The following is a 25,673-nucleotide window of genomic DNA, read 5'->3' as shown; positions in this document are numbered from 1 at the left end:
GTACAACATCCACAGAGATGTCCCTTCGCGTGAGTGAAACCGTCTACTCAAAAAATAATAAGTCATTAATTAAAATGGATAAAAATCGCAACTTGCCGTCCAGTAGTTTTCATTCACTGACTTTTTTTGCCGGTCTGTGCATTGGCCTGTCTCCGGTAGCCCAGGCTGTCGCAGCAGGCGATCAGGATAAAAAACAAGAAGATACGTTGGTCGTTGAAGCGGCCAAACCTTCGCTGTACGCCCCAACACAGTCTGCCGACCCTAAATTCTCCCGCCCGGTGGCGGATACCACCCGCACCATGACGGTGATTTCTGAGCAGGTGATTAAGGATCAAGGCGCAACAAATCTGACCGATGCGCTGAAAAACGTACCGGGCGTTGGCGCGTTTTTCGCTGGCGAAAACGGCAACTCCACTACCGGTGATGCGGTTTATATGCGTGGCGCGGATACTTCGAACAGTATTTATATCGACGGTGTTCGTGATATCGGCAGCGTCACGCGCGATACCTTCAATACCGAACAGGTCGAAGTGATTAAAGGTCCTTCCGGTACCGACTATGGACGTAGCGCACCGACTGGCTCTATCAATATGATCAGCAAACAGCCGCGTACCGACTCAGGAATCGATGCGTCGGCCAGCGTCGGTAGCGCCTGGTTCCGCCGTGGTACGCTGGACATTAACCAGGTTATCGGCGACACCACCGCCGCACGTTTAAACCTGATGGGTGAAAAAACACATGATGCCGGTCGCGATAATGTTAAGAATGAACGTTACGGCGTGGCCCCCTCACTTGCTTTTGGCTTAGGCACCGAGAACCGACTGTATCTGAACTATCTGCACGTTACTCAACACAACACACCGGATGGGGGTATTCCCACCATCGGCCTGCCGGGTTACTCCGCGCCTTCCGCAGGGACGTCTGCACTGAATCATTCAGGAAAAGTTGATACGCATAACTTCTACGGCACCAACTCGGATTACGACGATTCGACGACCGATACCGCGACGATGCGTTTTGAACATGACCTGAGCGACAGCACCACGATTCGCAACACCACCCGCTGGTCGCGCATTAAACAGGATTATCTGATGACGGCGGTGATGGGCGGTGCGTCTAATATTACGCAACCCACCAGCAGCGTCGACACCTGGACATGGTCACGCCTGGCAAATACCAAAGATGTCAGTAACAAAATCCTGACCAACCAGACCAACCTGACCTCAAAGTTTTACACGGGATCCATCGGTCACGACATCAGCACCGGCGTGGAGTTGACGCGCGAAACACAAACCAACTATGGCGTCACCCCGATTACCCCGCCGCCGGTTAATATTTATCATCCCAACAGCGACGTGAATATCGGCGGATTATCGCGTAACGGCGCCAACGCTAACGGGCAAACCGATACCTTTGGCGTATACGCTTTTGATACGCTACAAATTACCCGTGAGTTTGAGCTGAACGGTGGTATTCGCCTCGACAATTACCGCACTGAATATGACAGCGCCACCGCTTGCGGCGCTTCTGGCCGTGGTGCAGTGGCATGTCCGACAGGCGTCGCCAAAGGTTCCCCGGTCACCACTGTGGATACTGCCAAATCAGGCAATCTGGTGAACTGGAAAGCGGGCGCGCTGTATCACCTGACCGATAACGGCAATGTCTACATTAACTATGCCGTTTCTCAGCAACCGCCGGGCGGCAGCAACTTTGCCCTTGCTCAGGGCGGAAGCGGTAACAGCGCAAACCGTACCGACTTCAAACCGCAGAAAGCGAAAACTAGCGAGATTGGCACCAAATGGGAGGTGCTGGATAAGCGCCTGCTGCTAACCGCCGCAATTTTCCGCACGGATATTGAGAATGAAGTTGAGCAGAACGACGACGGTACCTATTCCCAGTACGGGGAGAAACGCGTTGAAGGCTACGAGCTCTCGGTAGCAGGCAACATCACCCCCGCATGGCAGATTATTGGGGGTTACACCCAGCAACGCGCCACCATCCACAGCGGCAAAAACGTTGCTCAGGATGGTTCTTCTTCCCTGCCCTATACGCCGGAACATGCGTTCACGCTGTGGAGCCAGTATCAAGCAACCGACGATGTTTCCGTTGGCGCAGGCGCTCGCTACGTGGGCAGTATGCATCGCGGTTCGGACGGCGCCGTGGGTACGCCATCCTACACTGAAGGTTACTGGGTCGCCGACGCCAAACTGGGCTATCGCGTGAATCGCAATCTCGATTTCCAGCTAAACGTCTATAACCTGTTCGACACCGATTATGTATCCTCCATAAACAAGAGTGGATACCGTTATCATCCAGGCGAGCCAAGAACCTTCCTGCTCACCGCCAATATGCATTTCTGATCCATCGCGTGGGGCGAAAGCCCCACTTTCAGGAGAAACACTGATGATGTACCACATTCCCGGCGTTCTGTCGGCGCAGGATGTAGCCTGGTTTCGCGAGCAACTGGACGCTGCCGACTGGGTTGATGGTCGCGCAACCACCGGCGCTCAGGGAGCGCAGGTTAAAAACAACCAGCAGGTAAATACGCAAAGTGAACGCTACGGCGTTTTACAACAGGCGGTACAGACTGCGGTAAATAACAGCGCGCTTTTCTTCGCCGCAGCACTACCGAAAACGCTCTCCACACCGCTGTTTAATCGCTACCAGGACAACGAGACCTATGGTTTTCACGTTGACGGCGCGGTGCGTAGCCATCCGGAGAACGGCTGGATGCGCACAGACCTTTCCGCAACCTTATTCCTGAGTAATCCGGATGATTATGAAGGCGGAGAGCTGCTGGTTAATGACACCTACGGCCAGCATGCGGTGAAGCTTCCGGCAGGCGATCTGGTGCTTTACCCTTCCAGCAGCCTGCACTGCGTCACGCCAGTAACCCATGGCGTTCGTGTGGCGTCCTTTATGTGGGTACAATCGATGATCCGTGACGACAAAAATCGCGCCATGCTTTTTGAACTGGATAAAAACATTCAATCCCTGAAGGCTCGTCATGGAGAGAGCAACGAGATCCTGTCATTACTCAATCTCTACCATAACCTGCTGCGCGAATGGTCTGAAATCTGATACTGCTGGCGCATGGTCGTTTTTCAGCCATCATCTTCGCTATACTTAGTCTGTAGACATCTGCAGGAGGTACACATGGCATCCGGATGGGCAAATGACGACGCTGTAAACGAACAGATCAACAATACTATTGAAGATGCTGTTGCCCGTGCCCGCGGTGAGTTACCGACGGGGGAAAGTCTGTATGAATGCGAAGAATGTGGCAATCCTATCCCTCAGGCCAGACGTGAGGCCGTACCTGGGGTACGCTTGTGCATCACTTGCCAACAGGATAAAGATTCACATAGCGCGGCATTTTCAGGATATAATCGCAGAGGTTCGAAAGATAGCCAGCTACGTTGACTCATCTTTACCAAAAGTTTCAGCGCATACGATTTCCTTTACGAGCACGCTTTTTCGCACTCTGTGTGGCAAAATGTGCCGTTGTTGGTTTCTCTGTAAAGCGCAATGACAAGAACTGTAAATCCCTCGCCTGAATTTATTAATATTCAATAAGTTATTTGTCATTCAATTTTTTTGATTGATGTCGTCAATTCTATTCGATTTTCTCTCACCAAAAAAAACGTGATACTTATCACATCGACGGAACAACGTCTTCTTAAAGAACACTGACTACTAACAGAACAACCCTGCGAGAGATTAATCATGAAAAATATCAAATTTGCTGTTGCTGCCATCGCCCTGTCTACCCTGTCATTTGGCGTTTTCGCTGCCGAGCCGGTTTCCTCCACTCAGGCACAAAGCATGAATAAAATTGGTGTAGTTTCTGCTGATGGCGCCACCACACTGGATGGCCTGGAAGCCAAACTGGCTGAGAAAGCGGCTGCTGCTGGCGCAACTGGTTACAGCATCACTTCCGCTGTCGGTAAAGACAAAATGAGCGGCACCGCGGTTATCTATAAATAACCGAAAGATTACCTGTACGACCCAATGCTCCAACCCTCATTGACCCTGTTTGTTACCCTTTGTTTGCCCGTCCGCCACTGGACGGGCTTTTTTTTGCTTAGTGTTCAAGTCGTTGACGGAATTCCTGCAACACGGCGTCCGGCATGCCTATTTGCAGCGCCGCCACGCAAATCGCCTGCCAGCTTCCGGCATCTAGCGGAATACCGTGTTCCAGCCGTTCCTCGCGAGTATTCACTTCCCACTCACCTGGCAACAGGATCGGGGCATCTTCAGCATGCGGGGACGCTTTCACCCACTCAGCAAATGCTGCGACCTGGTTGTCGCAGTCCGGCGCGCCGAACAGTTCCGGATTCATAATAATAGTGGTCATACAGTTGATGATGGCGTCCGGGCTGGTCTGCAGGCTCTCTTCATGTGTGGTTTTACCCCCTGAAAGCGCACCACCCATAATTTCGCACATCGCCGCCAGCGCATAACCTTTGTGTTGGGCAAAGGTGAGCAACGACCCCAGCGGAGAAACCTGCATTACCGCAGGATCCGTTGTAGGCACCCCCGCCACATCAATCAGACATCCAGGAGCTACCGGCTCGCCCTTATGCCATGCCACACGGGTTTTACCAAACGCGATGGCGCTGGTTGCATAGTCCAGCAATAGCGGGAAGGTATTTTTACGCGGAAAAACAACGCAGAAGGGGTTAGTGCCAAAACGACTATCGCGGCCATGAAACGGTGCAACCATCGGGATCCCGACCACGCTCACAAAATGCACTGAGACAAAACCTGCCGCCGCGCATTGCTCCGCCCAGTAGCCAATACGTCCGATATGATGCGAATTATGTAATGCCACGGCGGCGATACCGTGCTGGCGAGCTTTTTCAATCCCCAGCGTGATGGCTTCGTGAGCCGCCACCTGACCAAAGGCACAATCGCCATCAAGCGTAATCACCGCCCCTGCATCTTTTACCACTTTGGCATGACGGTTGATTTGTAGATGCCCCAGCGAGAATGAACGAATATAGCTTGGGATCATACCGATGCCGTGGGAGTCGTGACCGGCGAGGTTAGAGGCTATCAGATGATCGGCCACCAGCCGCGCCTCCTGATCATTGCTTCCCATCTGATGAAAAACGGCCTGGATAAAAGCGTGCAGCGTTGGCACATGGAAGCGATGTCCACTGTTCATTGTTATCTCCTGTTGTGTCGCGAGTTTGTTGTGTTTCTTATTTTTCAACAAACTATGCTGCGCCACGGCGCTCAGGAGGTCAATAAACGTGCAAAAATTTCACGTTGCCGAAAAGAGAAAACCGACAGACCAGGTAAAAGGCCCGTCGGGATAACAAATGAATCAGAAACTTTGCTCGACGCGGGCAAGTCCTTCGGCCAGCGAGGCGGATTCACCGGTTGCCACCAGGCAGCAGGCCATCTGAATTTTCAACGATGCCGGGACCGGCTCACTGCCAGCCAGACAACGCTCAATCCAGCGCGCGGTGGTTTCCGGATCTTTTGCCACCGGCAGCGGTACTGGCTCGTCAGGCATCTCGCTCTGTCGGTCCTGTAACACTCGCACACCGGATGAATCTATCAGGCTTATCTGCGGGCAGCGCTGCGGGTTGGCATACACTTCGCCCTCGGTACCATGCATCAACAGGCCGCGCCCACCGATATCGCCGAAGAACTTCGCCACACGCGAGACGTATTCCGGGTGGGACACGCTGGAAAGACGCAGCGCCGCATCTTCAGCAAACGGCGTGGCTAATTTAGCCAGCGTGTGCGCACTGTTACGCACGCCCATGCGCCAGCGCATCGCCAGCTGTTTCTCCAGCGGAGGGCACAGCGCACTCACCGGGATAAACACCGGCTGATGACCATCCAGCTTTGCCTGCGCCTGCCCGGCATGCAGCGTTGGCGTAATCCCCATCAGTTCAAAAATGGTTTCTGTCAGCACGCGGGTTGGATCCTCGCTGACGCCGTGCACTACTACCGGGAAACCGAGCTTATGCAGTAAAATCGCCAGCAGCGGCGTCAAATTCGCCTGCTTGCGTGCACCATTGTAGCTGGGAATGACAATCGGCATGGGTTTGGCTACTGGCGGAGTCAGGCGAATGGTGTGGTTTTGCATCGCTTCGTAAAAGCCCAGCATCTCCGCTTCGCCTTCGCCTTTAATACGTAGCGCAATCAGCACCCCGCCCATCTCAAGGTCAGGTACGTCGCCGTTCATCATATGGGTATACAGTCCGCGAGCAGTATCCTTGTCCAGGTCACGCGCGTGATTTTTTCCTCGCCCAATCTCTTTAATGATTTTGCGGTAATCCATCGATAACTCCTTGCCTGTTGCTCGCATCGTTAACGCCGACGGCGGCGCGTGGGTTTCGCTTTTTCTTTTGGTTTTACTATAACGTCTGGCACAGCAGGTTGCTCTATCGGAAATATGGGTAACGCGTTCAGTAAACGCTTGCCATAGTTTTTGGTCAATAAACGTTTGTCATAAATAACCACTTCTCCCCAGCAGCCATGGCTACGGATGAGTCGCCCAACCTGCTGGATCAAATTGAACGACGCCGCGGGCAGGCTCTGCACCTCGAAGGGGTAGCGGTTCAGGCTTTTCAACCACTCGCCCTCGGTGATCACCACCGGGCTGTCGATCGGTGGAAAAGCAATTTTGTGAATATGCACCTGGGTCAGCAGGTCGCCTTTCAAGTCCAGACCTTCAGCGAAAGATTGCAGCCCAACCAGTACGCTGCGCTCGCCGTTGGTCACCCGTTTGCGGTGCAACTCTACCAGACGATAGCGCGGCTGATCGCCCTGCACCAACAACAGCAGGCGCAGATCGGTAACATGCTCAAGAAAACGCTGCATCGCCCGACCGCTGGCAAAGAGTACCAGCATCCCCTGATGCTTTTTGCTTTCCAGTTGTTCGCGAAAATAGGCGGCCATTTCCGCGATATGCTGCTCTTCGTTATCAATTAACGGTTCGTAGCGCATCTGCGGAATGACGATTTTTCCCTGTTCAACGTGATTAAACGGTGAATCCAGCGCAACAAACCGATCCCCTGCTTTTTCCTTCAGACCACTCATCTCCTGCAAACGCGAGAAGCTGTTGAGCGAGCGCAGCGTTGCGGAAGTGACAATAATATGCGGGACGCTACGCCACAGCAGTCGTTCGAGCTGATCGCTCACACGGATCCCCACGCAGTGGAACCAGATGTGGATTTGCCCGTCACGCACCTCGCGCGTAGCCCATTTACTCACCGGCGCGCCTGACGACTGCGCGAGCGATGCCAGCCGCCACAGTTTGCTTTGCGCCTCAAACATGCCCAGCGCCCGGTTCATCTGCAAAATAACCCGATGCAGACGCACAATATCGTGAGTGCCGGTTTTTTCGCTGAGATCGTTGAGGAACAGTTCCGCCAGCCCGCGTAGCATTTCCGTAAGCTTTGCCAGACGCTGACAAATCTCCATCACTTCTGCAGGCAGTTCGCCCATCGCAAAGCGGTGTTCCGCCTCCTGAGTAGCAGGCATATACAGATTAAGAATGTTATTGAGCGATGAAATCAGTTCATACAGCTCTTCACAGTGACCGTTCAGACGCTCGGCATTCGCCAGCGGCGGCGTGGTTTTCGGGCGAAACTGTTCAAGACAGGTCGCCACTAATTTGCAAAACAGATCCAGCTGGAGCCGGTACCAGGGGGCGCTGATTTCCGCGCTCATCTCCAGCGCATCGCGCGCGACATCCGGCAAATGGTGGCCTTCATCAAGTACCAGCAACAGGTTTTTCGGCTCCGGCAAAACGGCTTCGCTTTCCATCGCCGCCATCACCAGCGCATGATTAGCCACCACCACTTCAGCTTCCTGAATCTCCCGGCGGGCGACAAAAAAAGGGCATTCACGATAGTAGTGACAGTTGCGATTCAGACAGCTAGCTTTATCGGTGCTCAGACGCTGCCAGAGTCCGTCGTCAATGGCGATATCGGTGTGATCGCGCAGCCCGTCCCACTTGTAGCTGTCGAGATCGCCTTTTAACCTGGCGCAGCGCTTTTGTTCTTCCTGGTTGTTGGGCGTCAGGTCATCGTCGAGAAAAGCCAGCAGATCCTGCTGATTGGGTTCAGTACTGGCCAGCGCCGCTAAGTTACGCGGGCAGACATAGCGTCCGCGACCAAACGCGGCGGTAAAACGCAGGTCGGGGATAATTTTGCGCAGCAGCGGTAAATCTTTGCTGTAGATCTGGTCCTGCAAAGCGACGTTGGCGGTGCTGACCACCAGCGTTTTTTGCTCTTCACGCGCGATGGCAATACCGGGAATCAGATACGACAGGGTTTTCCCCACTCCTGTCGGCGCTTCAATCGCCAGATGCCGCCCTTCTTCACCTGCCAGCGTTTTCGCGACGTCAGCAATCATCTGCCGCTGCGGCGCACGGGGGATAAAGTCGGGGATCTGTTCCTGAAGCGCCTTATACCAGGCGGCGATTTGCGCTTTTAACGCGGCCGTTAGTGCCATGAGAAAACCTGAAATACTGTATAAACAGCCACTATTGTGGCACATTTCAGGCCCTGGATGTACCTTTTTCCCCCATTCTGGAAAGCGTTTCGCAATTCATTTTTCCTGGCCGGACGGCTGTTCGAGTCCTGTCCGGCCAATAATTCACTGACGTTTAATAGTATCCCAACAGCTTCCACCACAGCATGCCCACGGCAAAAATGATGATCACATTTGCCGTCACCACACAGAGGTTAATTTTGTAAAAGCGCGGTCGTTCAAAATAGCCCTGGGCAAAATAAATGGGGCCAGGTCCACCACCATACTCGGTATTCCCCCACATCAGGTTACTAAAGATACCGAAGCAAATAGCCACCATCATCGGCGGTGCTCCCGCAGCGATCGCCGTGGCCGCGAAAGGGGCATACAGCGCAGCCACATGCCCGGTCGCCGTAGCGAAGAGATAATGGACGTAAATGTAAAGGATCCCCAACACAATAAAGGACTCGATCGCGCCAAAACCCTGAATACCGCTGCCTAACTTTATGGTCATCCATTTAATAAAACCCAGATCGGCAAGCCCTGTCGCCAGACTAATAATGACGCTAAACCAGATCACCGTATCCCAGGCGGCGTGGTCATTAAGCAAACTTTTCCAGCTAACAGCGCCCGAGGCAAACAGATACGCAGCCAATCCCAGCCCGACAGATGTGGCAGACAATCCCGTAATCAAGCTGGTCCCCCAACCAACCAATGCCAGCACAAAACCAAACGCGACCTTTTTCTCATTGCTGCTCATCGAACCGAGCTCACCGAGGGCCTGTTTGCCCATCGCTTTCGCCTCCGGCGTACGCTTAAGCTCGGGATCCAATAATTTATAAACCAATAGCGGCATCAGGCAGAAACAGACCATCGCAGGAACCACTGCGGAAATAAACCATCCGCCCCAGGTTATCTCTATTCCTAATGACGATTTCGCCAGACTCGCTACCAGCGGATTCGCCGCCATCCCGGTGAGAAATATTGCCCCGGTAATCGGCGTAAACTGGAAGCACACCATGGTTAAGAAATCGCCGATACGCTTGCCCGTTGCCCCCGGCGCTGAGCCCAATACATCATTGATGGAACGAGTGATAGGGAAAATAATCCCCCCGGAACGCGCGGTTACTGATGGCATTGCCGGGGCCATAATCAGATCGGAAACCCCCAGTGAGTAAGCGATACCCAGGCTGCTGCCACCAAAGAGCGATAACATTTTATACGCAATACGTTTCCCCAATCCCGAGGTTACAAAACCCAGAGACAAGACGTAGGCACAGAAAATGAGCCATACTGTACCGGATGCAAAACCTGACAATGCTTTTGCCTCTGGCAACGTTTTGGTGAAAATTACCACGCAAAGTGCAATCAACATCACCGCCCCCGAAGGGAGCGGCTGGGTAAGAATCGCGGCTATGGTCGCGGCAAATATCGCGAACATATGCCAGGCCTGAGGCGTCAGACCAGCAGGTACGGGATAAAACCAAATGATCGCGCCTATCGCCAGCGGTATCAGGAACGAGAGAATGGATTTTCCCGTGGCAGAATTTTTTGACATAAAAATATCCTTATTCCGTTAGCCCAAGAGCGTTCATTTCCGCGACATATATCTCGCTAATACCTGATCCACCATTGCTGGCGCCATTCCAAGGTAATTTGCCGGGTCGGTCAGTTCTTCAATCAACTGCGGGTCAAGTCGTTCCGAGACAGATGGCATCGCATTCAGCACGTCCGCTAATCGCCCGCCTTGTTCGTTGACGATGCGGCAAGCGTCGTACACCACATCATGCGCATCCTGACGACCAATGTACGGAGCCAACCCCATCATGACCGCTTCAGCCACAATCAATCCGTTGGTCATACCGAGGTTACGTTTCATCGCCGCTTCATCGACCACCAGCCCCGCCAGCATAAAGTTAGCCTGATGCAATGCCCCCGCGCTGAGAACGAAACTCTCCGGGATAGCAATCCATTCGGCATGCCACGGCCCGGTTGCACGCTCCAGATCTTGCACCATCGCATCAAGCATCAGCCCTGCCTGTTGGCGAACGCCTTTGGCACAGGCCAGCATTAACTCGCTGGAAATAGGGTTGCGTTTCTGCGGCATAGTACTGCTGGCACCGCGTCCTTTAACAAACGGCTCATACAGCTCACCAAACTCGTTTGCTGCCAGCAGCATTACGTCGTAGGCAATCTTGCCCAGCGACCCGGTAATCACCGCTAACAGATTCACCGCCTCGGCGAAACCATCACGCGCAACATGCCATGTGGACGTTGGGATATTCAGCCCAAGCTCTTCCATCATCGCTTTTTGTACCGCCAGCCCTTTATCCCCCAGCGATGCCAGCGTACCGGCGGCACCCGCAAACTCGCCGACCAATACACGAGGACGCGCCTGAGTCAGACGTTCCGCGTGACGTTCAAACATATCCAGCCAGATGGCTGTTTTATAACCGAAGGTCACTGGCAGAGCCTGCTGCAAATGGGTTCTCCCGGCCATCGGCGTATCACGATAACGGCGTGAGAGATCGGCCAGCGTTGCACGAAGTTTGTCCATATCGGACTCAATGAGCGCAAAAGCATCACGAATTTGCAGGACTACAGCAGTGTCCATAATGTCCTGAGTGGTTGCCCCCCAGTGCACATAGCCGCCGGACTCGCCAGCCTGTTTAGAAATCTGGTGCACCAGCGGTAGGATCGGATAACCCACGATTTCGGTTTCATGGCGTAATAAATCAAAATCGAGCGTATCGGCATTACATTTTTCAGCAATTTCCTGCGCCGCAGCCTCAGGTATCACACCGCAGCGTGCCTGGGCTTTAGCTAATGCCACTTCCACTTCCACGTATTTGCGTACCAGCTCGCGATCGTCAAACACCGCGCGCATCGCCGGTGTGCCGAAAGAATCCCTGAACAGAACAGAATCAAGTACATTCGAAGCCATAAATCCCCCTGGAAAATCTGATAGTGATAAGATGCGTGTTTACGGTCGTTTTTTAGATATTCAAACGCCGACACAATGTCCAGACATAATTAAATGTCCGTACATTTGAATGTACGGACATTTATAGTATTCATAAGAAATGTAGGGAATAGTCCGTACAAATTTTCGTGATAAAGATCACTAATATTTTGATGAAAACGCGATGAAAGAATCTCTGTACAAGCGAATAGCACGTGAACTGGCGCAGCAAATTTCGGTGGGGACCTTTGCCCCCGGATCGCTGTTTCCAACGGAAATGGAACTGTGCGAAACATGGCAGGTCAGCCGCCACACCATGCGTGAGGCGTTGAGGGAATTAACAGAGCAAGGTCTGATTTCACGGCGTAAAGGCGCGGGAACTCGCGTTTGCGAACCTAAGGCTAACGGTGTCAATCACCCGCTATCGCATCTTGAGGATCTGTTGCTGCTGGCCAAAAACAATCTGCGCGTCATCAAGAAAATCGATGAGATTGTGGCGGACATCGAGCTGTCCCAGATGATTGGCTGCCCGCCAGGTTCCCGCTGGCTGCACATTGCCAGTACTCGCGAAGATGCGCAAAACCCCGACGCACCGATCTGCTGGACGGACAGCTATGCCAGCACGGATTACGCTAAACTGCGCACCTACATCCGTGACGATCCACACTCATTAATCAGCGACTTGATCGAAACGCATTACGGCATCAAAAGCCATGAGGTGCATCAGACTATTACGGCTGTCGGTGTGCCCAAAAAGGTGGCAAAGATCCTCAACGTAGCGCCTGATTCGCCAGCGATGAGAATTGTGCGTCGTTATCTGGACAGGGACGGGAAAGTATTTGAGACGACGATTTCGATTCACCCGGCAGGACGATATACCTGCTCAATCGTGCTGAAATCGCAAAGTTCGGGGGAGTGATTGACCTGTCCGGCCTACACCCTGTGTAGACCGGATAGCGTGTTTATACTGCCAGACAGCAAGGTGAATTACTGGGCGGAAGACGGTTTGCGCGGACGGCGCGGTGGACGAGGCTTATCGCCTGCCGGTTTGCCTTCGCCGCTACGCGGCTTCGCTTTTGGCGCACCGCCATCCTGACGACGCGGCTGCTGGCCACGCCCTGCTCCGCCCTGCCCGCGACCACCACCGCCGCCACGCTGCTGGCGACCATTCTGGATCGGCTCAGCTTTAATGGAGGGATCTGGCTCATAGCCTGGCGTTGCAATACGCGGGATCTCTTTTTTCAGCAGCTTCTCGATGTCACGCAACAACTTGTGTTCATCGACGCACACCAAAGACAACGCTTCGCCGGTAGCAGCGGCACGCCCGGTACGACCAATACGGTGCACATAATCTTCTGGGACGTTTGGCAGCTCGTAGTTCACCACGTGCGGTAACTCTTCAATGTCCAGACCACGCGCGGCAATATCGGTCGCTACCAGCACGCGTATATCACCGGATTTAAAATCAGCCAGCGCACGTGTACGCGCCCCCTGAGATTTATTACCGTGGATTGCCGCACTGCGGATGCCGTCTTTATTCAGCTGTTCTGCCAGATGGTTCGCGCCATGTTTGGTACGGGTAAACACCAGCACCTGCTGCCAGTTGCCCTGACCAATCATCTGTGACAACAGTTCACGTTTACGTTTTTTATCGACGAAATGAACATGCTGAGTTACCTGCTCGGACGCGGTATTACGACGCGCCACTTCGATTTCCAGCGGGTTATGCAGCAGTTTTTCGGCCAGCGACTTAATGTCATCAGAGAACGTTGCCGAGAACAGCAGGTTCTGACGTTTTGCCGGCAGTTTTGCCAGAACGCGACGAATATCGTGAATAAAGCCCATATCCAGCATGCGGTCAGCTTCATCCAGTACCAGGATCTCCACCTGATCCAGTTTTACCGCATTCTGGTGCTCCAGATCGAGTAAACGACCCGGGGTGGCAATCAGTACATCCACACCGCCACGCAGCTTCATCATCTGCGGGTTAATGCTGACGCCGCCGAAGACCACCAGCGAGCGAATATTCAGATACTTACTGTAATCACGTACGTTTTCGCCAATCTGGGCCGCCAGTTCACGGGTTGGCGTGAGGATCAGCGCACGAACCGGACGACGGCTTTTACCATGCGGCTGATTGGTGATCAGGTGCTGCAACAGCGGCAGGGTAAAACCTGCTGTTTTCCCCGTACCGGTCTGGGCGCTGGCCATCAGATCGCGGCCTTCCAGCACGGCAGGAATAGCCTGCTGCTGAATAGGGGTAGGTTCACGGTAACCCTGCTCGGCAACGGCACGTAAAATTTCAGGGTTTAAACCAAGGGAATCAAAAGACATAACAACTCCGAACCGCCCTGACCGTTACCGGTGTCGTTTTCAGGGAGATACATACAATAGAGATGACAAAAACCACAATGTCATGAAGGGGCGGAGTGTAGCAGTTTTTGTGATGTGCCGCATAAATTATCCCTGCACTGGAAAATAACCGTCCGGACTGGACAAGGCAGCACATCAGTCATAATCTTAATCAATCGATTGATTAAGATCAGAGTCGTGCCATGAATACACCCACCATGACAACCAAAGGTGAACAGGCGAAGAACCAGCTCATTGCCGCCGCATTGGCGCAATTCGGCGAGTATGGTCTGCACGCCACGACGCGCGATATCGCTGCACAGGCCGGGCAAAACATTGCGGCTATCACCTACTATTTTGGCTCAAAAGAGGATTTATATCTCGCCTGCGCTCAGTGGATTGCAGATTTTATCGGCTCACAGTTTCGTCCGCACGCTGAAGAGGCCGAGCGTTTATTCGCTCAGCCAGAACCGGATCGTGGCGCGATGCGTGAACTGATCCTGCGCGCCTGCAAAAATATGATCATGCTGTTAACCCAGGACGACACTGTTAACCTGAGCAAATTTATCTCGCGTGAACAGCTTTCCCCCACTGCGGCTTATCAACTGGTGCACGACCAGGTTATCAATCCGCTGCATACACACCTGACGCGCCTGATTGCCGCCTATACCGGCGGCGATGCCAACGATACCCAAATGATTCTGCATACCCACGCCATACTCGGCGAGGTACTGGCTTTTCGTCTGGGGAAAGAAACCATTCTGTTGCGTACGGGCTGGTCACAATTTGATGAGGATAAAACCGCGCTGATTGACCAAACGATCACCTGTCACATCGATCTTATTCTGCAAGGTTTAACGCAAAGGAGTCTGGAGTCATGAAAAAACCTGTCGTTCTCGGGCTGGTTATCGCGGCCCTCGTTGCCGTGATTGCCGGTGGTACGTGGTGGTATCAGAGTCGGCAAGATAACAGCCTGACGCTATACGGCAATGTCGATATCCGTAGCGTCAACCTGAGTTTTCGCGTCGGCGGCAGGCTGGCCTCGCTGGCTGTTGACGAAGGCGATGCGATTACCGCCGGTCAGGTGCTGGGCGAACTGGATCGCGCGCCGTATGAAAACGCATTAATGCAGGCAAAAGCCAACGTTGCCGCTGCGCAGGCGCAATACGATCTGATGCTGGCAGGGTATCGCGAAGAAGAGATCGCGCAAACCGCGGCGGCAGTCAAACAGGCGCAGGCCGCCTATGATTACGCGCAGAATTTTTACAATCGGCAGGTAGGATTGTGGAAAAGCCGTACCATTTCTGCCAACGATCTGGAAAATGCGCGTTCATCTCGCGATCAGGCGTTAGCTTCATTGAAATCCGCACAGGATAAACTCACGCAATATCGCAGCGGTAATCGTGTGCAGGACATCGAACAGGCAAAAGCCACGCTCGAACAAGCTCAGGCAGAGCTGGCACAGGCAGAACTTAATTTGCATGATACCACGCTGACCTCGCCATCTGACGGCACGCTTCTCACCCGCGCGGTTGAACCCGGCAGCATGCTGAACGAAGGGAGCACGGTACTGACGCTGTCGCTCACGCGTCCGGTATGGGTCCGCGCCTACGTTGACGAACGCAATCTGAGCCAGGCGCAGCCAGGACGTGAGATCCTGCTCTATACCGACGGTCGCCCGGACAAACCGTATCACGGCAAAATCGGCTTCGTGTCGCCTACTGCCGAGTTTACGCCGAAAACAGTTGAGACTCCTGACCTGCGCACCGATCTGGTTTATCGCCTGCGTATTGTGGTGACCGACGCGGACGATGCGCTGCGCCAGGGAATGCCGGTAACGATCAAATTTAGTGACGAGGCACGGCATGAATGATGCCGTTATTACGCTCAAAGGGCTGACAAAAAACTTTGCCGGAATGGAAAAACCCGCCGTCGCCCCGCTCGACTGTACCGTGCATGCGGGCTACGTGACCGGACTTGTCGGACCGGACGGCGCGGGGAAAACCACGCTGATGCGCATGCTGGCAGGATTGTTAAAACCCGATGCCGGAAGTGCTGCGGTAATTGGTTTTGATCCCATCAAAGACGACAGCGCGCTGCACGCGGTGCTGGGCTATATGCCGCAGAAATTTGGTCTGTATGAAGATTTGACCGTCATGGAGAACCTCAATCTCTATGCCGATTTGCGCAGCGTCACCGGTGAGGCGCGAGAAAAAACCTTTGCCCGACTACTGGAGTTTACTTCGCTGGGCCCATTTACCGGACGACTGGCCGGCAAACTTTCCGGCGGCATGAAGCAGAAGCTCGGGCTAGCCTGTACGCTGGTCGGCGAACCCAAAGTGTTGCTGCTGGATGAGCCAGGTGTGGGTGTCGACCCAATTTCCCGTCGCGAACTGTGGCAAATGGTCCACGAACTGGCCGGAGACGGCATGCTGATCCTCTGGAGTACGTCGTATCTGGATGAAGCAGAGCAATGCCGTGATGTGCTGCTGATGAACGAAGGCGAATTGTTATACCAGGGCGATCCTACTCAGCTTACGCAAACCATGGCTGGTCGCAGCTTCCTGATGAGCAGTCCGCAGGAAAATAACCGCCGACTGCTGCAACGCGCGTTAAAACTACCGCTGGTCAGCGACGGAATGATTCAGGGGAAATCCGTCCGTTTAATCCTGAAAAAAGAGGCGACAGCTCAGCAGATCCAAAACGCTGACGGCATGCCGCAGATAACCATCAATGAAACTGCACCCCGCTTCGAAGATGCCTTTATCGATTTACTCGGCGGAGCCGGAACATCGGAATCCCCGCTGGGCGCTATCCTGCATACCGTAGAAGGCACGCCTGGCGAAACGGTGATCGAAGCCAAAGCGCTGACCAAGAAGTTTGGCGATTTTGCCGCGACCGACCACGTAGACTTTTCCGTACAGCGCGGCGAGATTTTTGGTCTGTTAGGACCCAACGGTGCCGGCAAATCCACCACCTTTAAAATGATGTGCGGCCTGCTGGTCCCCACTTCCGGCAAAGCGCTGGTGCTGGATATGGACCTGAAAGTCAGCTCCGGCAAAGCGCGTCAGCATCTGGGTTATATGGCGCAGAAATTCTCCCTGTACGGTAACCTGACGGTTGAACAAAATCTGCGCTTTTTCTCCGGCGTCTACGGCCTGCGTGGTCGGGCGCAGAAGGAGAAAATCGATCGAATGAGCGAGGCATTTGGCCTGAAGAGTATCGCTTCCCACGCCACCGACGAACTGCCGCTGGGGTTTAAGCAGCGTCTGGCGCTGGCCTGCTCGCTGATGCATGAACCCGACATTCTGTTCCTTGATGAACCCACTTCCGGGGTCGATCCCCTCACCCGTCGTGAGTTCTGGTTGCATATCAACAGCATGGTGGAAAAAGGCGTCACGGTGATGGTGACCACCCACTTTATGGACGAGGCGGAATACTGCGATCGCATCGGGTTGGTGTATCGCGGCAAACTGATTGCCAGCGGTACGCCGGACGACCTGAAAGCTCAGGCTGCCGACAACGACACGCCGGATCCGACGATGGAACAGGCGTTTATCACGCTAATCAATGACTGGGATAAGGAGCACGCGCATGAGTAATTCCGCTCTCTCCTGGCGTCGCGTACGCGCGCTGTGCGTGAAAGAAACCCGCCAGATCGTCCGCGATCCCAGCAGTTGGCTGATTGCGGTGGTGATCCCGTTGCTGCTGCTGTTTATTTTCGGCTACGGGATCAACCTCGACTCCAGCAAGCTACGGGTAGGGATTTTGCTCGAACAGCAAAGCGAGGAGGCGCTGGATTTTACCCATACCATGACCGGCTCGCCGTATATTGACGCCACTATCAGCGATAACCGGCAGGAATTGATTGAGAAAATGCAGGCCGGGCGCATTCGTGGGCTGGTGGTGATCCCTGTGGATTTTGCCCAGCAGATGGCGCGACCTAATGACGTGGCACCGATCCAGGTGATCACCGATGGCAGCGAACCCAATACCGCCAATTTTGTGCAGGGTTATGTCGAAGGTATCTGGCAGATTTGGCAGCAACAGCGGGCGGAAGATCGTGGGGAATCGTTCGAGCCTTTGATCGACGTGCAAACACGCTACTGGTTTAACCCGGCGGCCATCAGCCAGCACTTCATTATTCCCGGGGCGGTAACCATCATCATGACGGTGATTGGCGCGATCCTCACCTCATTAGTGGTGGCGCGCGAATGGGAACGCGGAACCATGGAGGCACTGCTTTCTACCGAAGTTACCCGCGTCGAATTACTGCTGTGTAAACTGATCCCCTATTATTTCCTCGGCATGCTGGCGATGCTGCTGTGTATGCTGGTGTCGGTATTTATTCTTGGCGTGCCCTATCGCGGCTCGTTGCTAATCCTGTTTTTCATTACCAGCCTGTTTCTGCTCAGTACGCTTGGCATGGGGTTGCTTATTTCCACCATCACCCGCAACCAGTTTAACGCCGCGCAGGTCGCGCTGAACGCCGCTTTCCTGCCCTCGATTATGCTGTCAGGTTTTATCTTCCAGATAGACAGCATGCCCGCGATTATCCGGGCGGTAACCTACATTATTCCGGCGCGTTATTTCGTCAGTACCCTGCAAAGCCTGTTTCTGGCGGGAAATATTCCGGTGGTGCTGATTATTAACGTGCTGTTTTTAATCGCTTCGGCGGTGATGTTTATTGGCCTGACGTGGCTTAAAACCAAACGTCGGCTGGATTAAGGGGACGGGCATGTTTCATCGCTTATGGACATTAATTCGCAAAGAGCTGCAATCGCTATTACGCGAACCGCAGACGCGAGCCATTCTGATTTTACCGGTGCTGATTCAGGTGATCCTGTTCCCGTTCGCGGCAACGCTGGAAGTCACCAACGCCACGATCGCTATCTATAACGAAGACAACGGTAAACATTCGGTTGAGCTTACCCAGCGCTTCGCCCGCGCCAGCGCTTTTACGCATGTTCTGCTGCTGAAAAGCCCGCAGGAGATTAAGCCTACCATCGATACGCAAAAAGCCCTGCTGCTGGTGCGCTTCCCGGCCAATTTTTCGCGCAACCTGGACACCTTCCAGCAAGCTCCTATGCAGATTATCCTCGACGGGCGTAACTCCAACAGCGCGCAAATTGCCGCCAATTACCTGCAGCAAATCGTTAAGACGTATCAGCAGGAGCTGATGGACGGCAAGCCGAAACCAAACAACAGCGAGCTGGTCGTGCGTAACTGGTACAACCCGAATCTGGATTATAAATGGTTCGTGGTGCCGTCGCTGATCGCCATGATCACCACTATCGGCGTAATGATCGTCACCTCGCTTTCGGTTGCTCGCGAGCGCGAGCAAGGTACGCTGGATCAGCTGCTGGTCTCCCCGCTTACCACCTGGCAGATTTTCATCGGTAAAGCTGTGCCCGCGCTGATTGTGGCTACTTTTCAGGCCACCATTGTGCTAGCAATTGGTATCTGGGCTTATGACATTCCATTTGCCGGTTCACTGGGGTTGTTCTATTTCACAATGGTAATTTACGGGCTGTCGCTGGTCGGCTTTGGTCTGCTGATTTCATCGCTGTGCGCCACCCAGCAGCAAGCGTTTATCGGCGTGTTTGTGTTTATGATGCCGGCGATTTTACTCTCGGGCTACGTCTCACCGGTCGAAAACATGCCGGTCTGGTTGCAGAATCTGACGTGGATAAACCCGATCCGCCATTTTACGGACATCACGAAACAGATTTACCTGAAGGATGCGAGTCTGCAGATTGTCTGGGGAAGTTTGTGGCCGCTGTTGGTTATAGCGGCCACAACCGGCTCAGCGGCGTATGCGATGTTTCGACGTAAGGTGATGTAGCTTTTTGTCTTTCGCCAGCAGCGAGACCACGGCGGGTCCGGCCAGGATCACCAGACCCGCCAGTGCCAGCAAGACGTTGTTTTGCAGCACGCGCGACAGCAACCACAGCACGATCATTGCGGCACCGAAATACCACGTGGTAGTCAGCTCTTCCAGCACATCAGCGACATCACGCCAGCGTTGTTCATGGTGACGTTGCAAGGCCAGCATTAATAAAACCGTTACGCCGTAAACGACGCATAATCCCAGGCCGACGCGCACCAGCGTGCCGCTCATCCAGCCCATTACCAGCAACGCCACTACCAGTAAATGCAACACAATCTGCCAGCAACTTAGACCCGTTGCGACACGAACACGTTGTTGCCACCTCATGGCTTTTCTCCTGAAGGATTTTCAACTAATTGTTCAGAGTACCGGACTTTACGGAAAATTCCGCAACACTGCATCTTTTTGTGACGATGACTACACTATTTTATTTAGGAAGTGACGCCAACGGGAGGCTCATGAGCGGATCGGGAGTTCAATTTTCATTCAATGTGCTCACCATTAATACTCACAAAGGGTTCACCGCCTTCAACCGGCGTTTTATTTTACCTGAGCTAAGGGAGGCCGTCAGAACGGTCGGTGCAGACATTGTATGCTTGCAGGAAGTGATGGGTGCGCACGAAGCTCATTCGCTGCACATTGAGAACTGGCCGGATACCAGCCACTACGAATTTCTGGCGGACACGATGTGGAGCGACTTCGCCTACGGGCGTAACGCCGTGTACCCGCAGGGACATCACGGTAATGCTGTGCTGTCGCGGTATCCCATTGAGCATTATGAAAATCGTGATGTGTCGGTCGGCGCGAGTGAAAAGCGCGGAGTCCTTTACTGCCGAATCGTACCGCCAATGCTCTCCCACCCCATCCATGTGATGTGTGTGCACCTCGGCCTGCGTGAAGCTCACCGCCAGGCCCAGCTCGCGATGCTGGCAGACTGGGTTAACGCCCTGCCCGACGCGGAGCCGGTGGTGATTGCCGGGGATTTTAACGACTGGCGGCAAACGGCCAATCGCCCGTTGAAAGCCAAAGCTGGCCTTGACGAGATTTTTACCCGCGCCCACGGCCGCCCGGCGCGAACATTTCCGGTGCAGTTTCCCCTGCTGCGTCTGGACAGGATCTATGTGAAAAACGCGAATGCCAGTACCCCAACGACGCTGGCGCTGCGTCACTGGCGACATTTGTCCGATCATGCCCCTCTGAGTGCGGAGATTCATTTATGAAATATGGCTGGCGTGAAGGCAATCAAATTCAACTACTGGAAAACGGCGATCAATTCTACCCCGCCGTCTTTGACGCCATTGAACAGGCGCAGCAAAAAATAATCCTCGAGACCTTTATCTGGTTTGAAGATGCGGTAGGAAAACAGCTGCATGCCGCGTTGCTCGAAGCCGCCCGGCGAGGAATCAAAGCAGAGGTGCTGCTGGATGGCTACGGCTCGCCGGATCTTAGCGACAGTTTTGTCGAAGAGCTCACCGTAGCCGGCGTTGTTTTCCGCTACTACGATCCGCGTCCGCGTCTGTTCGGGATGCGCACTAATCTCTTTCGCCGTATGCATCGCAAAATTGTGGTCATTGATGATCGTGTTGCCTTTGTTGGCGGCATCAATTACTCCGCTGAACACATGTCTGATTACGGTCCGGAGGCCAAGCAGGATTACGCCGTGCGCGTTGAAGGTCCAGTCGTTGCTGACATTCTGAAATTCGTGCTGGAAAACTTGCCCGGACAGAGTGCTGTACGACGCTGGTGGCGACGTCATCACCGGGCAATCGACAATCATCGCCCCGGCGAAGCGCAGGCGCTGTTCGTCTGGCGCGATAACGAAGAACATCGTGATGATATTGAACGCCACTATCTGAAAATGCTGACCCAGGCACGGCGGGAAGTGATCATCGCCAATGCCTACTTCTTTCCCGGCTATCGCTTTCTGCATGCCCTGCGTAAAGCGGCCCGACGGGGCGTTCGGGTAAAACTCATCGTGCAGGGTGAACCGGATATGCCGATTGTGAAAGTGGGCGCCCGCCTGCTGTACAACTATCTGGTAAAAGGCGGCGTCCATGTCTATGAATACCGCCGTAAACCTCTGCATGGCAAAGTGGCGCTGATGGACGATCACTGGGCGACGGTGGGCTCCAGCAATCTTGATCCACTGAGCCTGTCACTGAATCTGGAGGCAAATCTGATTATTCATGACCGCACGTTTAATCAGACCCTGCGTGACAACCTGAACCCTATTATTGCGCAGGACTGCAAGCGGGTTGATGAATCCATGCTGCCAAAACGCACCTGGTGGAACCTGACCAAGAGCGTACTGGCCTTCCACTTTTTACGCCACTTCCCGGCGCTGGTCGGCTGGCTGCCGGCGCATACCCCGCATCTGGCCGAGGTAGAGCCGCCCGCGCAGCCCGCTCTGGAAACTCAGGACCGTATACAAACTGAGGATGCAGGAGGGAAAACCTGATGGCAAAAAGCCACCGACGCTGGCGGTTAGCGAAAAAGATCCTCACATGGCTGTTTTTTATTGCGGTGATCGTGCTGCTGGTTGTTTATGCCAGCAAGGTCAACTGGCAGGAAGTGTGGACGGTAATTCGCGATTACAATCGGATCGCCCTGCTCAGCGCCGTGGGGTTGGTGATCGTCAGTTATTTACTTTACGGCTGTTATGATCTGCTCGGGCGCTACTACTGCGGCCACAAACTGGCAAAACGCCAGGTCATGCTGGTGTCGTTTATCTGTTACGCCTTCAACCTGACATTGAGCACCTGGGTGGGTGGTATAGGGATGCGTTATCGCCTTTACTCGCGCCTCGGATTGCCGGGGGGCACAATAACGCGGATTTTTTCGCTGAGTATTACCACTAACTGGCTGGGCTATATTCTGCTGGGCGGTTTTATATTTACCTTCGGCGTCGTCGAACTGCCCGCACACTGGTATATCGATGAAGGCACATTGCGCATCTTAGGCATTGCGCTGCTGCTGATTATTGTTGTTTATCTGTGGTTTTGCGCCTTCTCTAAACATCGTCATATCACCATCAAGGGCCAAAAACTGGTGCTGCCCTCCTGGAAATTTGCCCTCGCGCAAATGACGATATCCAGTGCGAACTGGATGGTAATGGGGGCGATTATCTGGTTGTTGCTCGGTCAGAATATCGATTATTTCTTCGTGCTGGGCGTGCTGCTGGTGAGCAGTATTGCCGGCGTAATCGTGCATATTCCGGCGGGGATCGGCGTGCTGGAAGGGGTGTTTATGGCGCTGCTGGCAGGAGAGGACTCGTCTCAGGGAACGATCATTGCTGCCCTGCTCGCGTATCGCGTGTTGTACTATTTTATTCCGCTGCTTCTGGCACTGGTGTGTTATTTGCTGCTGGAGAGTCGGGCAAAAAAGTTGCGGGTAAAAAACGAGAAGGCGATGGCGAAATGATAGTATATATAGTGCCGGATGCGGCTTAACGCTTTATCCGGCCTACTTTTGATACCAAGCGGTAGGCCGGATAAGCGCAGCGCCATCCGGCAACAGAGAATTAACGACGATTGCCGAAAATACGCAGCAGCATCAGGAACAGGTTGATGAAGTCCAGATACAGCGTTAAGGCCCCAAGAATCGCGTATTTACGCAGATTGGAGCTGTCGCGCAGGTCAATCTGCTCACCGATATTTTTCAACTTCTGCGTGTCATAGGCGGTCAGACCAACAAACACAATCACCCCGATATAGGTCACCGCCCACATCAGCGCTTCGCTCTTCAGCCAAAAGTTAACCAGTGAGGCCAGTACAATACCGATCAGCGCCATAAACAGCATATTGCCGAAGCCGCTCAGATCACGTTTGGTGGTGTAGCCATACAAACTCATGATCCCGAACATCCCTCCGGTAACCACAAAGGTGCTGGCGATAGACGAGTAGGTATAGACGATAAAAATGCTTGATAGCGTCAGCCCGGTTAATGCCGAGTAGAGCATAAACAGCGTGGTCGCCATACCCGCGCTCAGCCTTTGCACCATGCCGGACAGGACGAACACCAGCGCCAGTTGAGCGATGATCAGGCCAAAGAAGGTGATTTTGCTGGAGAAGACAAACATCATCACCGCGGGCGTATTTGCCGCATACCAGGCGATAAACGCCGTCAGCAACAGTCCGCAGGTCATCCAGCCGTATACCTGCGCCATATACGTTTGCAGGCCGGAACGGGCCTGTACAATAGAATCGGATCGTGGGAATCGGTCCATGACAATCTCCTGAATCAGTATGAGCCTACAACAATTGTACTCTACCAGCGTTTTGCTGCTAGCTTATCGCTGTCGCGGGCATCAACCCAGCGCTCACCTTCCGGCGTGGCCTCGCGCTTCCAGAACGGCGCGCGGGTTTTCAGGTAATCCATAATGAACTGCCCGGCATCAAACGCGCTGCTGCGATGCGCACTGGTCACGCCAACAAACACGATTTCGTCACCCGGCCACAGTTCGCCAATGCGATGAATAACCGTCACCCGACCCAGCGGCCAGCGCAAACGCGCTTCGTCGACAATCTCCGCCAGCGCTTTTTCGGTCATTCCCGGATAGTGTTCCAGCGTTAACGCCTTAACGCTGTCACCGAGATTGTGATTGCGCACTTTACCGGTGAAAGTGACTACCGCGCCGTCTTCATCACGCTCTGCCAGCCAGGGATACTCATCCCCGACGCGAAACGGCGCAGGGCCAACAACAATTCGCGTTTCCGCCATCTTAGCCTCCGGTTACCGGTGGGAAGAAAGCAACTTCGTCACCTGAGTTAAGGGGATGGTCAAAATCGACCAGCGTCTGGTTTACCGCCGCCAGCAGCTTGCCGTCTTCCAGCGCCAACGCCCAGCGATCGCTTTTTGCCGCAAGATGCTTGCGCAGCGCTTCTACCGTTGCAAACTCGGCGGCAACCTCTAACGCATCGGTGTTTACCAGTTCGCGTACCTGAGCAAAGAAGAGAACCTTAATCATGCGCATCTACCTTAAAATCTCCGGACTTGCCGCCGCTTTTTGCCAGCAGACGCACCGGACCAATCACCATATCCTTTTGCACCGCTTTGCACATATCGTAGATGGTCAACGCCGCCACGGAGGCCGCCGTTAACGCTTCCATTTCAACGCCGGTTTTACCGGTCAGGCTACACAGCGTTTCAATCCGTACGCGGTTGTGCTCCGGTTCAGCGTGAAGATTGACTTCCACCTTACTCAGCATCAGCGGATGGCACAGCGGGATAAGATCCCAGGTACGTTTGGCGGCCTGAATACCCGCAATACGCGCCGTGGCGAATACATCACCTTTATGGTGGCTGCCATCGATAATCATCGCCAGCGTTTCGCTACGCATAGTCACGAATGCTTCAGCACGCGCCTCGCGTACAGTTTCCGCTTTGGCGGAGACATCCACCATATGCGCTTCGCCAGCGGCGTTAATATGAGTCAGTTGCGACATACTTATTTCTTCAAATGTGGGTGGAAATTACACGGACGCGTACGGGCATCAAGCTGCGGCGCAATGATATTTTCCCAGGCGGTACGACACGCTTTGGTCGAACCCGGCATGGCGAAAATCAGCGTTTTATTGGCCACTCCGGCAATCGCGCGGGATTGCAGCGTCGCGGTGCCAATCTCTTCAAACGACAGCATACGGAAGACTTCGCCAAACCCTTCAACTTCTCTGTCAAACAGCGGTTGCAGCGCTTCCGGCGCCTGGTCCCCTTCGGTTAACCCGGTACCGCCGGTAATGAGCACTACCTGTACATCATCACTGGCAATCCAGGCAGAAACCTGGGCGCGGATGGCGTAACGGTTTTCTTTGACAATCGCCTTATCGACAATCTGATGACCCGCTTCTTGCGCCGAGTCACGCAGATAATGGCCGGAGGTGTCATCTTCTTCGCCGCGACGGTTGGAAACAGTAAGAATAGCAATGCGTGTCGGGATAAATTCAGCGCTTACCTGACTCATGAAAAACTCCT

General features: G+C 53.8%; 25 protein-coding genes. 13 read left to right on the top strand and 12 right to left on the bottom strand.

What is annotated here, in order from left to right; genetic code table 11:
• Positions 1–74: 74 nt before the first annotated feature.
• The 4 genes from SK34_RS14590 to ybiJ all read left to right on the top strand — a co-directional run bounded on the left by SK34_RS14590 (position 75) and on the right by ybiJ (position 3,987).
• Positions 75–2,360: a catecholate siderophore receptor Fiu gene (locus tag SK34_RS14590; protein ID WP_048233823.1), complete on the top strand. Its 2,286-nt coding sequence runs from the start codon at positions 75–77 to the stop codon at positions 2,358–2,360.
• A 43-nt stretch (positions 2,361–2,403) separates the two neighbouring features.
• Positions 2,404–3,081, top strand: a complete 678-nt coding sequence (gene ybiX, locus SK34_RS14585) for a PKHD-type hydroxylase YbiX (protein ID WP_003837014.1) — start codon at positions 2,404–2,406, stop codon at positions 3,079–3,081.
• Positions 3,082–3,156: 75 nt separating this feature from the next.
• Positions 3,157–3,423 carry a DksA/TraR family C4-type zinc finger protein gene (locus tag SK34_RS14580; RefSeq protein WP_003035233.1) on the top strand — a complete coding sequence of 89 codons (267 nt, stop codon included), beginning with the start codon at positions 3,157–3,159 and terminating at the stop codon, positions 3,421–3,423.
• 303 nt (positions 3,424–3,726) lie between these two features.
• The gene (gene ybiJ / locus SK34_RS14575; RefSeq protein ID WP_003035231.1) at positions 3,727–3,987 is read left to right on the top strand and encodes a DUF1471 family protein YbiJ; all 261 of its coding nucleotides are present in this window, start codon (positions 3,727–3,729) and stop codon (positions 3,985–3,987) included.
• A 97-nt stretch (positions 3,988–4,084) separates the two neighbouring features.
• On the opposite strand, the gene SK34_RS14570 is transcribed toward ybiJ, so the two are convergent.
• The 5 genes from SK34_RS14570 to SK34_RS14550 all read right to left on the bottom strand — a co-directional run bounded on the left by SK34_RS14570 (position 4,085) and on the right by SK34_RS14550 (position 11,443).
• On the bottom strand, positions 4,085–5,170 hold the full coding sequence (locus SK34_RS14570; RefSeq protein ID WP_003837017.1) for a malate/lactate/ureidoglycolate dehydrogenase: 1,086 nt from the start codon (positions 5,168–5,170) through the stop codon (positions 4,085–4,087).
• Between the two features lie 162 nt (positions 5,171–5,332).
• Complete coding sequence (ybiB, locus tag SK34_RS14565; RefSeq protein ID WP_003035227.1) at positions 5,333–6,301, bottom strand: DNA-binding protein YbiB; 969 nt, start codon at positions 6,299–6,301, stop codon at positions 5,333–5,335.
• 29 nt (positions 6,302–6,330) lie between these two features.
• The gene (dinG, locus tag SK34_RS14560; protein WP_003837021.1) at positions 6,331–8,481 is read right to left on the bottom strand and encodes an ATP-dependent DNA helicase DinG; all 2,151 of its coding nucleotides are present in this window, start codon (positions 8,479–8,481) and stop codon (positions 6,331–6,333) included.
• A 154-nt stretch (positions 8,482–8,635) separates the two neighbouring features.
• Positions 8,636–10,057 carry a DASS family sodium-coupled anion symporter gene (locus SK34_RS14555; RefSeq protein WP_003837022.1) on the bottom strand — a complete coding sequence of 474 codons (1,422 nt, stop codon included), beginning with the start codon at positions 10,055–10,057 and terminating at the stop codon, positions 8,636–8,638.
• Positions 10,058–10,090: 33 nt separating this feature from the next.
• On the bottom strand, positions 10,091–11,443 hold the full coding sequence (locus SK34_RS14550) for a class-II fumarase/aspartase family protein (RefSeq protein ID WP_003837024.1): 1,353 nt from the start codon (positions 11,441–11,443) through the stop codon (positions 10,091–10,093).
• 202 nt (positions 11,444–11,645) lie between these two features.
• Here SK34_RS14550 and SK34_RS14545 point away from each other — a divergent pair, with 202 nt between their 5' ends.
• Positions 11,646–12,380 (top strand): GntR family transcriptional regulator, encoded by a 735-nt coding sequence (locus tag SK34_RS14545; protein ID WP_016149828.1) that lies wholly within the window; start codon positions 11,646–11,648, stop codon positions 12,378–12,380.
• A gap of 68 nt (positions 12,381–12,448) precedes the next feature.
• On the opposite strand, the gene rhlE is transcribed toward SK34_RS14545, so the two are convergent.
• Entirely contained in the window at positions 12,449–13,795 is a 1,347-nt protein-coding gene (gene rhlE / locus SK34_RS14540) for an ATP-dependent RNA helicase RhlE (RefSeq protein WP_048233307.1), read from the bottom strand.
• Positions 13,796–14,016: 221 nt separating this feature from the next.
• Between rhlE and cecR the strand changes: the two genes are divergently transcribed.
• Genes cecR through SK34_RS14515 form a run of 5 tightly spaced genes read left to right on the top strand, consistent with a single transcriptional unit; the run spans position 14,017 to position 19,658 of the window.
• On the top strand, positions 14,017–14,694 hold the full coding sequence (cecR, locus tag SK34_RS14535; RefSeq protein ID WP_003035216.1) for a transcriptional regulator CecR: 678 nt from the start codon (positions 14,017–14,019) through the stop codon (positions 14,692–14,694).
• Positions 14,691–15,686: a secretion protein HlyD gene (gene hlyD / locus SK34_RS14530; protein ID WP_048233305.1), complete on the top strand. Its 996-nt coding sequence runs from the start codon at positions 14,691–14,693 to the stop codon at positions 15,684–15,686. The genes cecR and hlyD overlap by 4 nt, the downstream gene beginning before the upstream one ends.
• Positions 15,679–17,415 carry an ATP-binding cassette domain-containing protein gene (locus SK34_RS14525; protein WP_048233304.1) on the top strand — a complete coding sequence of 579 codons (1,737 nt, stop codon included), beginning with the start codon at positions 15,679–15,681 and terminating at the stop codon, positions 17,413–17,415. Before hlyD ends, SK34_RS14525 begins: the two co-directional genes overlap by 8 nt.
• Positions 17,408–18,541, top strand: coding sequence for an ABC transporter permease (locus SK34_RS14520; RefSeq protein ID WP_003035208.1), 1,134 nt, complete (start codon positions 17,408–17,410; stop codon positions 18,539–18,541). Before SK34_RS14525 ends, SK34_RS14520 begins: the two co-directional genes overlap by 8 nt.
• A 10-nt stretch (positions 18,542–18,551) precedes the next feature.
• Positions 18,552–19,658, top strand: coding sequence for an ABC transporter permease (locus SK34_RS14515; RefSeq protein ID WP_003837035.1), 1,107 nt, complete (start codon positions 18,552–18,554; stop codon positions 19,656–19,658).
• Here SK34_RS14515 and SK34_RS14510 read toward each other — a convergent pair.
• Positions 19,620–20,030: a YbhQ family protein gene (locus SK34_RS14510; protein WP_003035203.1), complete on the bottom strand. Its 411-nt coding sequence runs from the start codon at positions 20,028–20,030 to the stop codon at positions 19,620–19,622. The genes SK34_RS14515 and SK34_RS14510 overlap by 39 nt on opposite strands.
• 131 nt (positions 20,031–20,161) lie before the next feature.
• Between SK34_RS14510 and SK34_RS14505 the strand changes: the two genes are divergently transcribed.
• Genes SK34_RS14505 through SK34_RS14495 form a run of 3 tightly spaced genes read left to right on the top strand, consistent with a single transcriptional unit; the run spans position 20,162 to position 23,123 of the window.
• Complete coding sequence (locus SK34_RS14505) at positions 20,162–20,923, top strand: endonuclease/exonuclease/phosphatase family protein (protein ID WP_003035201.1); 762 nt, start codon at positions 20,162–20,164, stop codon at positions 20,921–20,923.
• The gene (gene clsB, locus SK34_RS14500) at positions 20,920–22,161 is read left to right on the top strand and encodes a cardiolipin synthase ClsB (protein ID WP_003837040.1); all 1,242 of its coding nucleotides are present in this window, start codon (positions 20,920–20,922) and stop codon (positions 22,159–22,161) included. Before SK34_RS14505 ends, clsB begins: the two co-directional genes overlap by 4 nt.
• Positions 22,161–23,123, top strand: a complete 963-nt coding sequence (locus SK34_RS14495) for a lysylphosphatidylglycerol synthase domain-containing protein (protein ID WP_048233302.1) — start codon at positions 22,161–22,163, stop codon at positions 23,121–23,123. Before clsB ends, SK34_RS14495 begins: the two co-directional genes overlap by 1 nt.
• Before the next feature lie 100 nt (positions 23,124–23,223).
• Here the strand turns inward: SK34_RS14495 and SK34_RS14490 are convergent, their stop codons facing one another.
• Genes SK34_RS14490 through moaB form a run of 5 tightly spaced genes read right to left on the bottom strand, consistent with a single transcriptional unit; the run spans position 23,224 to position 25,662 of the window.
• Entirely contained in the window at positions 23,224–23,928 is a 705-nt protein-coding gene (locus tag SK34_RS14490) for a Bax inhibitor-1/YccA family protein (RefSeq protein ID WP_003831536.1), read from the bottom strand.
• Positions 23,929–23,969: 41 nt separating this feature from the next.
• Positions 23,970–24,422, bottom strand: coding sequence for a molybdopterin synthase catalytic subunit MoaE (moaE, locus tag SK34_RS14485; RefSeq protein WP_003035193.1), 453 nt, complete (start codon positions 24,420–24,422; stop codon positions 23,970–23,972).
• 1 nt (position 24,423) lies between these two features.
• Positions 24,424–24,669, bottom strand: a complete 246-nt coding sequence (moaD, locus tag SK34_RS14480; RefSeq protein ID WP_003837047.1) for a molybdopterin synthase sulfur carrier subunit — start codon at positions 24,667–24,669, stop codon at positions 24,424–24,426.
• The gene (moaC, locus tag SK34_RS14475; protein WP_048233300.1) at positions 24,662–25,147 is read right to left on the bottom strand and encodes a cyclic pyranopterin monophosphate synthase MoaC; all 486 of its coding nucleotides are present in this window, start codon (positions 25,145–25,147) and stop codon (positions 24,662–24,664) included. The genes moaD and moaC overlap by 8 nt, the downstream gene beginning before the upstream one ends.
• Positions 25,148–25,149: 2 nt before the next feature.
• A complete protein-coding gene (gene moaB, locus SK34_RS14470) occupies positions 25,150–25,662 on the bottom strand; it encodes a molybdenum cofactor biosynthesis protein B (RefSeq protein WP_003035187.1) in 513 nt (170 codons plus the stop codon).
• Positions 25,663–25,673: the final 11 nt, after the last annotated feature.

It is taken from the genome of Citrobacter sp. MGH104 (assembly GCF_001034485.1).
In the GTDB taxonomy this organism is placed as follows: Bacteria; Pseudomonadota; Gammaproteobacteria; order Enterobacterales; family Enterobacteriaceae; genus Citrobacter; species Citrobacter freundii.
This window is presented reverse-complemented; position numbering and strand designations above follow the sequence as displayed.

Coding starts and splice junctions, on each gene's coding strand:
- moaC (WP_048233300.1), bottom strand. CDS start 25,147: ATGTCGCAACTGACTCATATTAACGCCGCTGGCGAAGCGCATATGGTG.
- dinG (WP_003837021.1), bottom strand. CDS start 8,481: ATGGCACTAACGGCCGCGTTAAAAGCGCAAATCGCCGCCTGGTATAAG.
- SK34_RS14590 (WP_048233823.1), top strand. CDS start 75: ATGGATAAAAATCGCAACTTGCCGTCCAGTAGTTTTCATTCACTGACT.
- ybiJ (WP_003035231.1), top strand. CDS start 3,727: ATGAAAAATATCAAATTTGCTGTTGCTGCCATCGCCCTGTCTACCCTG.
- clsB (WP_003837040.1), top strand. CDS start 20,920: ATGAAATATGGCTGGCGTGAAGGCAATCAAATTCAACTACTGGAAAAC.
- SK34_RS14545 (WP_016149828.1), top strand. CDS start 11,646: ATGAAAGAATCTCTGTACAAGCGAATAGCACGTGAACTGGCGCAGCAA.
- SK34_RS14510 (WP_003035203.1), bottom strand. CDS start 20,030: ATGAGGTGGCAACAACGTGTTCGTGTCGCAACGGGTCTAAGTTGCTGG.
- rhlE (WP_048233307.1), bottom strand. CDS start 13,795: ATGTCTTTTGATTCCCTTGGTTTAAACCCTGAAATTTTACGTGCCGTT.
- SK34_RS14495 (WP_048233302.1), top strand. CDS start 22,161: ATGGCAAAAAGCCACCGACGCTGGCGGTTAGCGAAAAAGATCCTCACA.
- SK34_RS14505 (WP_003035201.1), top strand. CDS start 20,162: ATGAGCGGATCGGGAGTTCAATTTTCATTCAATGTGCTCACCATTAAT.
- SK34_RS14490 (WP_003831536.1), bottom strand. CDS start 23,928: ATGGACCGATTCCCACGATCCGATTCTATTGTACAGGCCCGTTCCGGC.
- SK34_RS14525 (WP_048233304.1), top strand. CDS start 15,679: ATGAATGATGCCGTTATTACGCTCAAAGGGCTGACAAAAAACTTTGCC.
- SK34_RS14550 (WP_003837024.1), bottom strand. CDS start 11,443: ATGGCTTCGAATGTACTTGATTCTGTTCTGTTCAGGGATTCTTTCGGC.
- SK34_RS14520 (WP_003035208.1), top strand. CDS start 17,408: ATGAGTAATTCCGCTCTCTCCTGGCGTCGCGTACGCGCGCTGTGCGTG.
- moaD (WP_003837047.1), bottom strand. CDS start 24,669: ATGATTAAGGTTCTCTTCTTTGCTCAGGTACGCGAACTGGTAAACACC.
- cecR (WP_003035216.1), top strand. CDS start 14,017: ATGAATACACCCACCATGACAACCAAAGGTGAACAGGCGAAGAACCAG.
- SK34_RS14570 (WP_003837017.1), bottom strand. CDS start 5,170: ATGAACAGTGGACATCGCTTCCATGTGCCAACGCTGCACGCTTTTATC.
- ybiB (WP_003035227.1), bottom strand. CDS start 6,301: ATGGATTACCGCAAAATCATTAAAGAGATTGGGCGAGGAAAAAATCAC.
- moaB (WP_003035187.1), bottom strand. CDS start 25,662: ATGAGTCAGGTAAGCGCTGAATTTATCCCGACACGCATTGCTATTCTT.
- SK34_RS14580 (WP_003035233.1), top strand. CDS start 3,157: ATGGCATCCGGATGGGCAAATGACGACGCTGTAAACGAACAGATCAAC.
- ybiX (WP_003837014.1), top strand. CDS start 2,404: ATGATGTACCACATTCCCGGCGTTCTGTCGGCGCAGGATGTAGCCTGG.
- moaE (WP_003035193.1), bottom strand. CDS start 24,422: ATGGCGGAAACGCGAATTGTTGTTGGCCCTGCGCCGTTTCGCGTCGGG.
- hlyD (WP_048233305.1), top strand. CDS start 14,691: ATGAAAAAACCTGTCGTTCTCGGGCTGGTTATCGCGGCCCTCGTTGCC.
- SK34_RS14555 (WP_003837022.1), bottom strand. CDS start 10,057: ATGTCAAAAAATTCTGCCACGGGAAAATCCATTCTCTCGTTCCTGATA.
- SK34_RS14515 (WP_003837035.1), top strand. CDS start 18,552: ATGTTTCATCGCTTATGGACATTAATTCGCAAAGAGCTGCAATCGCTA.